This is a genomic window from Umezawaea sp. Da 62-37, assembly GCF_032460545.1.
In the GTDB taxonomy this organism is placed as follows: Bacteria; Actinomycetota; Actinomycetes; order Mycobacteriales; family Pseudonocardiaceae; genus Umezawaea.
The window spans coordinates 1,083,885-1,098,717 of record NZ_CP135965.1; the positions used below are offsets into that span (position 1 = coordinate 1,083,885).

General features: G+C 70.6%; 6 protein-coding genes. 2 read left to right on the plus strand and 4 right to left on the minus strand.

Translation table 11 applies throughout. The features are described from left to right. Positions 1–2: 2 nt before the first annotated feature. Positions 3–6,506: a non-ribosomal peptide synthetase gene (locus RM788_RS04550; RefSeq protein WP_315930246.1), complete on the minus strand. Its 6,504-nt coding sequence runs from the start codon at positions 6,504–6,506 to the stop codon at positions 3–5. Between the two features lie 303 nt (positions 6,507–6,809). Here RM788_RS04550 and RM788_RS04555 point away from each other — a divergent pair, with 303 nt between their 5' ends. Continuing rightward, complete coding sequence (locus tag RM788_RS04555; RefSeq protein ID WP_315930247.1) at positions 6,810–8,120, plus strand: Zn-dependent hydrolase; 1,311 nt, start codon at positions 6,810–6,812, stop codon at positions 8,118–8,120. Between the two features lie 45 nt (positions 8,121–8,165). Here the strand turns inward: RM788_RS04555 and RM788_RS04560 are convergent, their stop codons facing one another. Continuing rightward, positions 8,166–10,250, minus strand: a complete 2,085-nt coding sequence (locus RM788_RS04560; protein WP_315930248.1) for an AfsR/SARP family transcriptional regulator — start codon at positions 10,248–10,250, stop codon at positions 8,166–8,168. A gap of 1,243 nt (positions 10,251–11,493) precedes the next feature. Between RM788_RS04560 and RM788_RS04565 the strand changes: the two genes are divergently transcribed. After that, positions 11,494–12,582: a beta-propeller domain-containing protein gene (locus RM788_RS04565; RefSeq protein WP_315930249.1), complete on the plus strand. Its 1,089-nt coding sequence runs from the start codon at positions 11,494–11,496 to the stop codon at positions 12,580–12,582. Between the two features lie 188 nt (positions 12,583–12,770). Here RM788_RS04565 and RM788_RS04570 read toward each other — a convergent pair whose 3' ends face one another. Both RM788_RS04570 and RM788_RS04575 read right to left on the minus strand, forming a co-directional pair. Then, positions 12,771–13,610, minus strand: a complete 840-nt coding sequence (locus tag RM788_RS04570; protein ID WP_315930250.1) for an NAD(P)H-binding protein — start codon at positions 13,608–13,610, stop codon at positions 12,771–12,773. Positions 13,611–13,738: 128 nt separating this feature from the next. Next, the gene (locus tag RM788_RS04575; protein ID WP_315930251.1) at positions 13,739–14,776 is read right to left on the minus strand and encodes an NAD(P)-dependent alcohol dehydrogenase; all 1,038 of its coding nucleotides are present in this window, start codon (positions 14,774–14,776) and stop codon (positions 13,739–13,741) included. Between the last annotated feature and the right edge of the window lie 57 nt (positions 14,777–14,833).

Sequence of the window (14,833 nt, forward strand, 5' to 3'; positions counted from 1 at the left end):
CGTCACCGCTCGCCGGTGGTGGAGGACAACCCGAGCCGCTGACGGTCCTGCTCGGAGAGCATCGCGAACGGCGAAGCCTTGGCGCGCACCGGTTCCGGCGCCTGAGCCGCACCGACGGCCGCGCCGAGCGCCTGCACCGTCGGGTGCTGGTTGAGCTGCTGCAACCCGACGACGAGCCCCTTGGTCCGGGCCTGCCCGACGACCTGGATGCTGCGGATGGAATCGCCGCCCAGGTCGAAGAAGTTGTCGTGCCGACCGACCCGGTCGACGTCCAGCACCCGTGCCCAGATCCCGGCCAGCTCCTCCTCCAGCTCGCCGACCGGCGGCACGTACTCCTCAGCGACGTCCTCGCGCGTCTCCTTCGGCTCCGGCAGCGCGCGCCGGTCGATCTTGGCCCGCGGGGTGAGCGGCAGCGCGTCGAGGAACACGAACAGCCGCGGCACCATGTAGCCGGGCAGCCGCTGCCCGAGCCACGTCCGCATCTCGCCGGACGTGGGGGCGGTGCCGTCCACGACCAGGTAGCCCACCAGGTCGATGCCCGCCGTGGTGTTGGCCCGCGTGACGACCACGCACTCGCGCACGTCGGGGTGCCCGCGCAGGGCCGTCTCGACCTCGCCCAGTTCCACCCGGTACCCGCGCACCTTGACCATGTGGTCGGTGCGGCCGAAGAACTCCACCTTGCCGTCGATCGACCAGCGGCCGCGGTCACCGGTGCGGTAGAGGCGTTCCCCGGCGCGGAACGGGTGCGGCACGAAGCGCTCCGCCGTCAGCCCCGGCCTGCCGAGGTAGCCGCGCGCCAGGCACGGGCCCGACACGTACAGCTCGCCCGACGAGCCCACCGGCACCGGCAGCCCGGCCTCGTCCAGCACCCACACCTGCGTGTTGATCAGCGGCGAGCCCAGCGGCAGCGCGCCGGAGGGCACGTTGCCGCGGGTGTAGACGCCGCACACCGAGAACGTCGTGGTCTCCGTCGGCCCCCAGCAGTTCACCAGCTCCAGGTCCGGGCAGCGCTCCAGGACCTTCGCCACGTGGGTCGGCGACACCGTCTCGCTGCCGGTGAGGAAGCGGCGCAGGCCGTCGAACGTCTGCGGCTCGTGGTCCACCAGCAGCGCGAACAGCGACGCCGTCGCGTGCAGCACCGTCACGTCCGACTCGACGACCCACTCGGCGATCTCGCGCGGCCCGTACTGCACCGGGGGCGCCAGCACCAGCCGCGCGCCGCCCACCAGCGGCGCCCACACCTCGAACGTCGAGTTGTCGAAGGACAACGGCGCCAACTGGAGCAGGGTGTCGCTCGGGTTCAGGGTGAGGAACTCGCCGCCGTGCATCAGCTCGGTGACGTTGCGGTGCCGCGTCGACACGCCCTTGGGCTGTCCCGTCGACCCCGACGTGAAGATCACGTAGAAGCCGTTGTCCAGCGCGGCGCCGCCTTCCAGGTTCCCGTCGTCGCCGTCGGTCCACAGCGCGTCGTCCGCGACCAGCACCTGCCAGGGCCCTTCCGGCACCTTGGCGACGGCCTGCTCACCGGCGAGCACGAGCCGGGCGGAGACCTCCCGCAGCATGTAGGCCATGCGGTCGACCGGGAACTCCGGCTCGATCGGCACGTAGATCCCGCCGGCCTTCAGCACGGCCAGCAGGCTGGTGATCATGGCGAGCGAGCGGTCCTGGCACAGCGCCACCGGAACGTCCGGCCCGACGCCGAGGTCGCGCAGTCGACGCGCCAGCCGGTTCGCCCGCGCGTTCAACTCGCCGTAGGTCAGGGAAACGCCGCCGGACTCGACCGCGACGGCGTCGGGCTGGGCCGCCGCCCGATCCTCGATCATCCGGTGCACCAGGACCTGCGGCACCTCGCCCTCGTTGGCGTTCCACGACTCCAGCAGTCCGCGCTCGTCGTCGCCGAGCAGGTGCGCCCACCGGTGCCGGGCATCCGGATCGGCCACCATCTGCTCCATCACGCGCAGGTAGTAGTCGCGGTAGAGCAGGACCTGGTCCGGCACCAGGACCTCGGTGTGGTAGTCCATGCCGAACAGCAGCTGGTTGGAGTACGGGTTGCGGATCACGCCGACGTTGAGCGGGAAGTTGGTGGGCTCGGCCCGGTCCGTGGTGAAGCTGTCGATCTTCTCGTCCGCGATCCGCATGAGGCCGGGCCCGAAGGCCTTGTCCAGCACGTGGAAGTGGTTGTGGACGAAGTTCACCTCGAACAGCGGCTCGCCGCCGACCTCGCGCTGGAGCGCGCCGAGCGGGTAGCGCCGGTGCGGCAGCAGTTCGCGCTCGGTCTCGAACACGGCCCCGACCAGGTCGCGCCAGGTGCCGTCGGGCAACTCGATGCGGAACGGCACGGTGTTGAGGAACATGCCGCGCACCTCGGTGGCGCCTTCCTCCTCCAGCCGTCCGTTGGCGGTCAGGCCGACCAGGAGGTCAGACGACCCGGTGACGAGGCTCATCACCTTCAGGTGCGCCACCAGCAGCACGGCCTTGAGCGGCACGGAGCACTCGCGGGCGAGCTGGCGCAGGCCGTCGCACAGGTCGTCGGGGAGCAGGGTCTCGACGGAGCCGTACCCCTGCTCGGGGTGGTGCTCGCGCCACTCGTGCTCCTGCGCGCGCCCGGTCAGGCTCGTCGGGCGGTCGGTGGGCCAGCGGGGCAGGCGGCAATCGGGCCGGTCGCTCACGCGGTCCAGCCAGAACGCCCGACTCTCTTGCGAGGCCAGGGTCTCCCGTTCCGCGGCGATGAAGTCGCGGTAGGCCGACACCGGCGGGACGAGCACCGGGTCCTCGCCCGCCAGCAGCCGCTGGTAGACCTCGGCGATCTCGGAGATGGTGGAGTGCAGGCTCCACCCGTCGAAGATGGCGTGGTGCTCGGTGATCGTCCACTGGAACGACTCGTCGGTCAGCCGGTGCAGGGCGAAGCGCAGCAGCAGCGGCCGCGAGTGGTCGAACGGCTTCCTGCGCTCGGAGAGCACGTACTCGTCGAGCGCGGTGTCCCTGGCCGCCTCGTCGAGGTGGCGCACGTCGCCGATGGTGAAGGGCATCTCCGCGGTCGCGTGCACGAGCTGCATCGGCTCGCTGAAGCCGCTGAGGTCGAAGGAGGTCCGCAGGATCGGGTGGCGGGCGATGACCCGTGCCGTCGCCTCCCGGAACCGCTCCTCGTCGAACGGTCCGACGATCCGGAGGCCGTCCAGGTTGTGGTAGGCGCGGCGCTCCTGGTTCAGCTCCATCTCGTAGACCATGCCGACCTGGAGTTCCGCCATCGGGTAGGCGTCGACCAGGCCTTCCGGCAGCAGCGCCCGGTCCTCTTCGGACACCATCGCGAACGGTTCGCGCACAACGGGTTCGGCGTCGGCCGCCGGCGCCGCGGCCTCGACCACGACCGTCGCGAGCCCGGCCGTCGTGGGGGTGCGGAAGAGGTCCTGGAGGTCGAACGAGAGTCCGCTCCCCCGAGCTTGGCCGAGCACCTGGATGCTGCGGATGGAGTCGCCGCCCAGGTCGAAGAAGTTGTCGTGCCGACCGACCCGGTCCACGCCCAGCACCCGTTGCCAGATCCCGGCGAGCACCTCCTCGGTGGCGCCGACCGGTGCCACGTACTGCTGCGCGAGTTCCGGCCGGACCGCCTCGGGTTCGGGCAGGGCCTTGCGGTCCACCTTGCCCTGCGGGGTCAGCGGCAGCGCGTCCAGCACGACGAAGTGCCGCGGCACCATGTAGTCCGGCAACCGCTTGCGCAGCCACGCGCGCAACTCGTCGGTCGAGGGCGCCACGCCGTCGGGCACCAGGTAGCCCGCCAGGTCGGCCTGCCCGTCGGAACCGGTGCGGGCGACGACCGTCGCCTCCAGCAGGCCGGGGTGGGTGCCCAGCACGGCCTCGATCTCGCCGGTCTCGATGCGGTAGCCGCGGATCTTCACCTGCGCGTCGGCGCGGCCGACGTACTCCAGCCCGCCGCGAGCGGTCCACCGGCCCAGGTCCCCGCTGCGGTAGAGACGTCCGCCCGCGCGGCCGGTGCGGTGGTCGGGCACGAAGCGCTCGGCGGTCAGGCCGGGCATCCCGGTGTAGCCGCGGGCCAGTCCCGCACCGCCGACGTGGATCTCGCCGGTCACGCCGACCGGACAGGGACGGCCGTGCGCGTCCAGCACGTGCACGCTCAGATCGGGCAGCGGCCGTCCGATTCGGCTCAGCTCGCGGTCGAGGTCCTCTTCGCCCAGCGCCAGGTACGTGACGTGGACGGTGGTCTCGGTGATGCCGTACATGTTCACCAGCAGCGGGGACGCGTAGCCGTGGCGCGAGGCCCACCTCCGCACCGACGGCCGGTGCAGGGCCTCGCCGCCGAACACCACCGCGCGCAGGGACGACCCGCCCGCCGCTTGCTCGTCGGCCGTCTCGAACTGGCGGAACGCCGACGGCGTCTGGCTCAGGATCGTCACGGACTCGTCGCGCACCAGCGCGTGGAACGCCTCCACGTCCCGGCTGACCGCGTACGGCACCACGACCAGGCGCCCACCCGTGGTCAGCGCACCCCACATCTCCCAGACCGAGAAGTCGAACGCGAAGCTGTGGAACAGGGTCCACACGTCGTCCTGCCCGAAGGGCAGGTTCTCCCGAACACCGGCGATGAGCCGGGTCACGTTCCGGTGGGTGATCGTGGTGCCCTTGGGCCGCCCGGTCGACCCGGACGTGAAGATCACGTAGCAGCCGTTGTCCGGGTCGACCTCGGGCAGGGCCACGTCGTCCGCGGCCACCTCCGCGTCGACGTCGACGACCTGCCACGAACCCTCGGGCACGGCGGCCGCGGTCGGCTGGTGGACGAGGACGACCTCCGCGCCGACCGAGTCGAGCATGTACGCCATGCGGTCGGCGGGGAACGCCGTGTCGAGCGGGACGTACACGCCACCCGCCTTGAGCACCGCGAGGCACGCCACCACCATATCCGGCGAGCGCTCCAGGCAGACGCCGACGCAGTCCTCCGGGCCCACACCCAGCGCGCGCAGCCGACGCGCCAACGCCGTGGCGCGCCCTTCCAGTTCCTCGTAGGTCCACGTCACCCCGGCGCCCGTCAACGCCACCGCGTCCGGCCGCTCGGCCGCACCGCGCGCGACGAACCCGTGCACGGTCCCGGCGGGCAGCTCCGCGCCGGTGCCGGACCACGCCGCCACCCGCTCGGCCTCGTCGGCCGACAGCAGGTCGACCTCGCTCAGCCGCAGGTCGGGTTCGGTGACGACCTGTCGCAGCAGGGTCTCCCAGTGGTCCACGAAGGCCTCGACGGTCTCCGCGTCGAACAGGTCGGTCGAGTACTCGACCTCCAGCCGCAGTCCGGTGGCGCCGCGGAAGACCGACCAGGTGAGGTCGTACTTCGCCGTGCCGGTGGACACCGTGCCGCGCTCGAACGAGACGTCGTCGTCCAGGACACCGGCGTCATCGTCCTCGTGCAGGGCGAACACGACCTGCACGACGGGGCTGTAGCCGAGGTCGCGCTCCGGGTGCAGGTGGTTCACGGCGAGGTCGAACGGCATCCGGCTGCGCGACAGGGCGTTCAGGACGTCGGCGCGGGTGCGGGCCACCAGTTCGCGGAACGACGGGTCGTTCGCCAGGCTGGTGCGGACGACGAGCGAGTCCGCGAAGAAGCCGACCATCTCGTCGAGCGCGGCGGGACCGCGGCCCGCCGTCGGCGAGCCAAGCACGACGTCGTCGCCGCCGGAGTGCCGGGCGACGAGCATCTGGAACGCCGCGACGAGGGCGACGTACGGGGTGACGCCCTCGTCCGCGGCGAACTTCTCCAGGTCGGCGAGGGGAACGCCGGACAGGGCGAAGTGCGCGGTGCGGCCGCGGTAGCTCAGCTCGGCGGGGCGCGGGCGGTCGGCGCCGAGGTCCAGGACGGCGGGCGCGCCGCTCAGCGCGTGGGTCCACGCCTCCAGGGACCGGGCGGCGGTGGGACCCGCCATCACGTCGCGCTGCCAGAGCGCGTAGTCGGCGTACTGGACGGTCAGCGGCTCCGGCGGCGCGGCTCCGGTCCGGTAGGCCTCCACGAGGTGGCGCTGGAACACCTCGACGGACCAGCCGTCGGAAGCGATGTGGTGGAACGTCAGCTGGAGCCAGTGCGAGTCCTCGGCCACCCGGAAGAGGTGCGCGCGCAGCATCGGGCCCGAGGCCAGGTCGAAGGGGCGCCGGGCGTCCTCCTCGATCAGCCGCAGCGCCTCCGCCTCGGACGCGTCCACGATCGGGCAGGCCAGCTCCCGGTGGTCCGACACCCGCTGGAGGGGCCCGTCGGGACCCTCCTCGACCACGGTGAACAGCACGTCGTGGCGAGCGGCCGCGGCGGCGACCGCGGCGGCGAGTCGACCGGCGTCCAGCCGACCGGTGAACCGCAGGGTGACGGGCATGTTGTAGACCGGGCTGCCCGCCAGCCACCGGTCCAGGAACCACAGCCGTTGCTGGCCGTAGGAGAGCGGACCCCGTTCGGCGACACGGGCGCGCAGGACAGCAGGTGCAGGAATCCGCTTGTCCTCGTGGAGGCTTCCCATGGGTTGTGCCCTTTCCTGCCGGCACGCGTCATCCGGCTGTTTCCGCCAAAGGGGTCGCGACGAACACTAGGGAGCCGGAATCCGGCAGGTCAACGGAAAGCACGGCGGGAAAAGGGCGAAAATGGCCCGGAAATAGCCTCGGAATAGAACCGTCCACCACTGCGGATAGCAAGCGGGAGAACGATAGCCGGGCAATGGTCCGTGAAAAGCAGGGCGACCCACAATGCTATGGATCCGGGCAGATCGAGGACAAGTCCGCGCTGTCCCGCCGGCGCTCGCGCCCGGCGAACAGGAGGAAGAGATATGGCCAAGCGCAATCTCCAGGCACGCGGACCGGTCGACGGCGGCACGAGGAGCCACTCCGGGCTCCGGATCGACGGCGCGAGGCTGCTCGGCAGGCTCGACGAGCTGTCGAAGATCGGCGCCGATCCCGCGGGCGGGATCACCAGGTTGGGGCTCAGCGACCAGGAGAACGTGGCGATGGCCTATCTGCGGGACCTGTGCGCCGAGGCCGGGCTGAAGACCGAGACCGACCCCGCGGGCAACCTGCTGGTCCACCGCCCGCGCACACGCCGTGACGCGGCGCCCGTGCTGCTCGTCGGCTCCCACGTGGACACCGTGGTGCAGGGCGGCTGGCTGGACGGCGCCTACGGGGTGATCGCCGCGCTGGAGGTGCTGCAGGTCCTGCACGAGCACGACGTCGACCTTCCCGTCGAGGTGGTCGCCGTCGCCTTCGCCAACGAGGAGGGCGCGCTGATCCAGACCCCGTTCTGGGGGTCGCGCGCGCTGTGCGGCTCGCTGGAGGACGGGCTCGCCGCCGAGGACCGGACGGGCAGGCCGGTCAGCGAGTACCTGGTCCAGGCGGGCGGTTCACCCGAACACCTGGCCGACGCGGCGTGGACGCCCGGCAGCATCGCCGCCTACCTGGAGCTGCACATCGAGCAGGGGCCGACGCTCGAACGCCTCGGGCTGCCGATCGGCGTCGTGGACGGGATCGTCGGACGCACGATCCTCGACATCGACGTCGTGGGCGAAGCCCAGCACGCGGGCACCACCCCCATGCCCGACCGCCGGGACGCCATGGTCGCCGCCGCGGGCATCGTCCTCGCCGCGGAACGCGTCGTCACCGAGCACGCCGTGTGCGCGACGGCCACCACCGGCTACCTGGAGGCCCACCCCAACGTCACCAACACCATCACCGGGAACGTGCGGATGAGCGTCGAGGTGCGGGACACCGACCCCGCCAATCTCGTCCGCGGCGAGGCCGCCGTGCGCGAGGAGTGCTCGCGGGTGGCCGCGGCCTCCGGCTGCGACGTCGATGTGCGGGCCTCCATGCGGTCACAGGCCGTGTCGACCGCCCCCGAGCTGCGGGACGCCATCCGCGGCGCGGCGGACGCCCTGGGGTTGCCGCACCTGACCATGCCCAGCGGCGCCGGGCACGACGCCCAGATCGTCGCGCTGGTGGCCCCGATCGGCATGATCTTCGTGCCCAGCAAGCGGGGCATCAGCCACGCGCCGGGCGAGGACACCGCGCCCGACGACCTCGTGCACGGCGCGAACGTGCTGCTGCACTCCGTCCTGGGCGCGCAGGCCCCGGTCGCGGCCTGGCTCTGACGCGGTCGCGCCGGGACGGTCTCCTCGGCCCGTCCGGGCCGAGGATCAGAACGCCCCCACCCGTCGGAGCGCGCCCGGCGAGGACTCGGCGAAGGTGACCGTGCACATGGCCAGGCCCCAGGCGTGCTCCGGGAACCCCGCGGCGGCGGCCTGCCGCACCGCCCTCAGCACCCACGAGCGCTCACGGGTGTACCAGCCCGCCGGGTCGGCGACCAGTCGTTCCACCAGCGGGGCGGGCAGCTCCCACCGGCTGGCCCCGTTCCCGGCCAGGTGCAGGTGTTCGCCCCCCTGGAGCCGGTGCGCCTTCTCCGACAGGTGCAGCAGCGCGCCCAGCAGGCGTTCGAACGCCTTGCGCACGGACTCCTCCCCCTCCTCGGACTGCCGCCTGCGCGCGTAGCCGAGGATCCAGCCCGGCATCCAGTAGCGCGTCCCGCCTGCGTGGGGGCGGACGACCAGGAGATCCGCGTCGGCGAGCTCGTCGAGCAGCGCCTCCGACCGCGCGACGCCGACGTCCAGCAGCGGCGCCCCGACCCACGAGGCGAAGTCCGCCGCGTCGACGAGCGGCAGCAGGCGGAAGAGGCGGCGGGCCTCGTCGGTCAGGCCCGCGTACGCGGGGTGCACACCGGTCCGGTCCTCGAGGTCGTCCAGCCAGCTGGACCCGTCCTCGAGGTGGGCGACCACGTCCGCGACCGTCCAGTGCGGGTGCGAGGCCAGGCGGGCGGCGGCCAGGCGCAGGGCGAGCGGCAGGTAGCCGCACGCCTCGTTCAACGCGACCGCGGCGTCGCGGTCGGCGTCGATCCTGGCGCGCCCCGCGATGCGGGCCGCCAGTTCCAGCGCGCTGTCCTCGGTGAAGGGGGTCAGGCGGAGGCGGACCGCGGCCGGGAGTCCGGCGAGCGGGCGGCGGGACGTGACGAGCACCCGGCACAGCGACGAGCCCGGCAGCAGCGGGAACACCTGGCTCTCCGAGAGTGCGTCGTCCAGGACCACCAGGACACGACGGTCAGCCATGTGGTCGCGGTAGGTCTCCGCCCGTTCCTCCCTGCCGTCGGGGACGTCCTGGTCGGCGAAGCCGAACGCGCGCAGGAAGCGCCCGAGGATGTCGTGGGGGTCCTCCGGCACGCCGTCGTGGGAGAGCCTGGCGAAGAGCTGCCCGTCCGGGAACTCCGGGGCGAGCAGGTGACCGGCGTGCACGACGAGGGTGGTCTTGCCGACCCCCTCCCGACCGGTGACCTCGACCGTCCGGACGGCGGTCCCGTCCTGCGGCTCGGACACCTCCAGGAGGCGTTCGAGGCTGCGCCTGCGCCCGGTGAAGTCCGCGATGTCGGCAGGGAGGCGGCGCGGTCCCCTGCTCCGGACCGGGACGGGCGGCGGCTCGGCGGGCCGGGACAGGGCGGGGTCGTGCACGAGGATGCGCTGGTACAGGTCGCTGAGCTCCTCGCCGGGTTCGATGCCCAGTTCACCGATGAACCGGGCCCGCGCCCTGCGGTACTCCTCCAGCGCCTCGGCCTGCCTGCCCACCCGGTAGAGGGCGATCATCAGCAGGGCGAGCAGGCGCTCCCTGCGGGGACGGGCCGCCACCAGACCGGTCAGCTCGCAGACCAGGTCGTGCGGTGCGCCCAGGCCGTGCGCCAACTCGATCTCCAGGCACTCCTCGTGCACGGCCAGCCGCCGGTCGTCCAGCGCGGCGGCCACGCGGCGCAGCAGCTGGCTGCCGACACCGGCCAGCGCCGGACCGCGCCACAGCGCCAGGGCCGACCTCAGCTCGACCACCGCGCGCCGGTGGGCGCCGTCCGCGACCGCCGCGTGGGCGGCTGCCACGCGGGCCTCGAAGACGTGCAGGTCCAGTTCCCCCTCCGCCACCCGCAGCCGGTAGCCGGGCGCGCAGGTGTCGACGGACGCCCCGCCACCGGCGAGCTGACGCCGCAGGGAGGAGATGCAGATGTGGATCTGGCTCCGGCTGGTGGCGGGCGGGGTCTCGTTCCACACCCCGTCCACCAGGCGGTCGACGGGCACGATCCGGTTCGCCTCCACCAGGAGCAGGGCTAACACCGTCAGCTGACGGGCTCCGCTGATGTCCACGACGACCTCGTCGTGGCTCGCCTCCAGTGGGCCGAGAATGCGGTAGTCCATCGCTCGCTCCGAGTTCTTGGCGATCCGCGGTGATCACGGAAAAGCCCGGTTCGGAGCCCGCGCGTAACGGGCTCGGTGCCGCCGAACTGTGCGCACACCGCAGGAACACGCGGCGGTCCTGCTTTTTTATCGAGGTGGATGCGGAGGACACCCCGACAAAAGCTCGGCAACGCGGCCCGGTGCGGCGGCCCGCCCGACCACTATTGCCACCGCCAGTCTTGACACACAATCCTCGCCGAATACTTCGGGGTCGCGCACCTGTTGCAGCCGCAGTATCAGTGATGCCAATGGCGCCATGAAACAATCTTATGCACAATCCCCCAAACACCGAATAAGACCAATTCCTCTACGCCGAACGCCGCAAGCGCCGTTTCGCCGGGAGACGGGACCGGATTCGAGCCGAAAAGCCGGGATCGACGAACTCAATCATCGTTTCCCGCCTGCCGACCGTGAGTCTGCCGGCCCCCGACAGCCCTCCCCGAATCCGCTGATCTTGAACGGTGCGGTCCACGACGCGTCGGACAGCACCGGCCAGTGCTCCACGTGGCGGCTCAGCGGGGTGGGCGTCGACCGGCCGAGGACACCGCTCGGGACCCCGACGGCACGCTCCGCACATGGACGCCAGGCCTGTCGAGGAGGTCACGGCCGCGTTGGACGAGCAGACCGCGGCGGTTCCGGGCACGGCCGCCGCGGACACCTTGCTGCCCCGATTTTCGGACAGCCTCAAAACCGTTCCGGTGCAACGGGAACAGGTCGCCACCGATGTCGAGGGGACACTCCACTCGCACCCTCCCGCCGGGATAGTGATCCCAACGACCCGACCGGCCGCCGTTCGCGACCGTCCACAGTTCGTATCCCTGCACACCCCTCCAGTTCCTTGAGGACAGCAAGGACTCGCCCAGTGGAGCCCCGGATGCACTGCGGACCGTTGGGCCAGACCTGGAACTCACCTCGCTTGGAATTCATCCTCCGACCGGCGACAACACACGAATTCACCGATCTTCCGAGTACCCCCGCATGACAGAAAAGGTGATCCGCTCCGGATCGGATCCACACATCGTCAGCAATTCCGATGATCTGGATTGTGAGGCAAACTCGCTTTCGTTCCACCCGAAAGGGTGAGGTTAGATCCGTTGTGGAACAGTACTCCGATTCATATAGTGGATAACGGCGCGCCTCTCGCACTCAGCTCGGGAAGGTTGTCCTCGTGAAATCGGCTTTGACTGTTCTCATTTGCGCGAGCATGCTCGGATCCCCCTACATCGCCCTCGCCGAAGAATCCGCGTTGGATTCCGGGAAGGGCGCCCGGTTCGAGGCGGAGTGGAAAACGCTTCCGGCTTTGGACGAAGATTACGAGGTGGTCCAGCTCACCACCTCCAAGGAACTCGACAACAAGATGTACCTCGACGTCCAGCCCTACGTCCCGTCGCTCGATTCCGTCGTGTTCATGTCGAAACGGGACGACGGCCACGAGAACCTGTACCTCATGTCGCTCGACAACGGCAAGTTCGTGCAGCTGACGGATTCCGACGACATCGACGGCGACCACGCCAACGTCTCGCCCAAGACCGAGGAGGCGTTCTTCGTCGAGGACCGGACGTTCACCAAGGTCAGCCTGCGTGCCCCGTACGCGGAGAAAAAGATCCGCACAGTGCCGGACAAGTACGACGTCAAGGGGATCGTCGCCCTGACCTCGGATGGGAAGACGATCGCCTCGTCCCTGTACGACGAGGACGAGAACCGTTCCTCGCTCGTCACGATCGACGTGAAAACGGGAGAACTCGACACGGTCAAGAAGGTCGACGGGAACGTCGACCACGTGCTGATCAACCCGGTGTACGGGGACACGCTCCTCTACCACGTGTACGGCGAGAACCAGATCGGCCTCGTCGACATCGGGAGCAAGAAGAAGACACTCCTGACCGATTCGAACGATCACGGCGTGCACCCGTTCTGGCAGGCCAATGGCCGGGATGCCGCTTTCGCCCAGCGGAAGCAGGGCGACACGCCGGAACAGGTGGTCACCTACAACATCCGCAAGGAGCAGTTCTTCAGCTACGACATCAAGGAGTACAGCAACCACTTCGCCATGAACCCGGCTCAGACGATCATCGAGGGGGACGGAGGTGACGACACGCCCTACATCTTCTACTACTACATCAAGCCGGGCACGAACAAGGTCGACACCGTGAAGATGTTCAAGCACCGGAGTTCTTCCGATTCGGAATCGGTGCACCCCCATGCCGCGTTCATCAACGACACGGACCTGATCTTCAACAGTGACGCGGACGGCAAGGGCAACGGCAACGTCTACCTGCTGAGGGAGAAATAACCGACATCGCCACTCGTGACGTCGCCGCGGCCGGGGTCATCGATCCGCGGCGCACCCCAGCCGCGCGGTGAACATCCCGCCGCGCGGCACCGGGGATCACGGCGCTCTGCGTGGTACGGCCTCCCCGTACCGCTTGCGGGTGCTCGCTCGTGCGAATACCCGCAGGCGGTTCCGCGCGTTCCACCTCGTCACCGTCCGCTCCAGGCTCCCGCGGCCGCGGCTCGCACGACGTACTCCTCGAAAGGTCGGGGCGGTCGTCCCAGCACGGTGTCGATTCCATCCGTGGTAGTGGCCAGTGGTCCACGTTCCATCATCACGAACATCGCGGAGACGTGGTGGGCGACATCTTCGTCCACCCCGTCGTCGACCAGGTTCCTGGTGTACTCCGCCGGGGAGATCGTCCTGTAGGTCATGGGCAGCCCGGAGGCCGAGGAGATCATCCCGACGGCCTCGGCGAAGGTGATCGCCCTCGGTCCCGACAGCTCGTAGATCCGCCCGGCGTGCTTGCCGGGCTCGGCCAGGACCCTGACCGCGGTGTCGGCGACGTCTTCCACATCGGTGAACGGCTCGGGGACCGCGTCGGCGGGAAGCGCCAGCTCGCCTGCCACGAGCGGGGCGTGCCACAACTCCTCGTCGAAGTTCTGCTGGAAGTTGTTGGACCGCAACACCGTCCACTCCAGAGCCGAACCGCGCACGGCCTCCTCCGCCGAGAGCATGTCGAGGCCGAACCCGGAGTCGCCCCAGTCGTCGGCGGCACGCCCGGAGAGCAGGACCAGGCGGCGCACACCGGCGGCTTCGGCCCTGGCCACGAAGTCGGGCGCCGGACCGGGTACTTGCGGTGCCACCAGGTACACGGCGTCGACACCGGTCAGAGCCGCGTCCCAGCCGCTGGGGTCCGACCAGTCGAAGGGGACCTGGCCGGACCGGGAAGCCGGACGCACAGGCGTGCCGCGCAGCCGCAACCGGGCGACGACCCGCCTGCCCGTCTTGCCGGTGGCACCAAGGACAAGAGTGTTGTCGTTGCTCATGATCGCGTTCGAACCTCGTCTTCCGGAGTCGTCCACGAAGGGCGGTTCACGTCACGCGTCCGCTCCTTCACGAGTCGCGTACGTCTGTCGGGGCAGAACGTGGTCGTCCACCGTTCCGATGATTCGCGTCAGGACAGGTCGGACAGGTCCAGGACGAAGCGGTAGCGCACGTCGTTGCGCTCCAGCCGCTCGAGGGCATCCGCCGTCCGCACCGACGGCAGGACCTCGACGTCGGCGGTGATGCCGTGGGCGGCGCAGAAGTCGAGCATGGCGGCCGTGCTGGGACGGCCCCCGCTGCCCGCGGAGCTGAGCTTCTTGCGGCCGATGAGCAGGTCCACGGCCTCGACCGTGATGGAACCGAGGTGGCCCAGGTGGCTGAGCGTGCCGTCCACGGCGACCAGGCCCAGGTAGGGGCCGATGTCGTGGGCGACGGGGATGGTGTCGATCAGGACGTCGAACCGGTCGCGGGCCGCGGCCATCGCTTCGGGGTCGCCGGAATCGACGAGGTCGTGGGCGCCGAGTCGCTTCGCCTCGTCCGCGCGGTCCGCCGAGCGGCTGATGACGGTGACCTCCGCGCCCAGGGCGGCGGCGAACTTGACCGCGAGGTGGCCGAGCCCGCCCAGGCCGCTCACCGCGACGCGGGAGCCCGGACCGACGCCGAGCGCGCGCAGCGGTTCCCACACCGTGACGCCTGCGCACAGCAGCGGCGCCGCGCCGGCGGGGTCCAGTCCGGAGGGCAGGGGGTAGGCGAACAGGTCCCGCACGACGTACTCGCGGGAGAAGGCCCCCACGGTCGGGGTCCCGTCGTGGCGGTCGGTCCCGCCGTAGGTCAGGGTCGGGAACTCGCGGCAGAAGTTCTCCTGGCCAGCCACGCACATGGTGCACGCGCCGCAGGAATCTACGATGTTGCCGACCGCGACGGGGTCTCCGACGCGGAAGCCGGTCACGTCCGGGCCGACCTCGGTCACGACGCCGGTGAACTCGTGCCCCGGCACGAGCACGTCCTCGGCGCCGAGCGCCCGGATGGCGTGCAGATCGCTGTGGCAGACGCCGCAGAAGTCCACGCGCACCGCGATGTCGTCGCGGCGGAGGTCTCGGCGGGTGATGGGCGTCCGGCGCAGATCGGTCGTCGGGCCGTGCGCTTGCCAGCCGGTGGTGGTCCGCATGTCACTCCTCATAGCAAGTATCGGGTTCGTCTTCGGTAGCAGAACGAACTGGTTCGT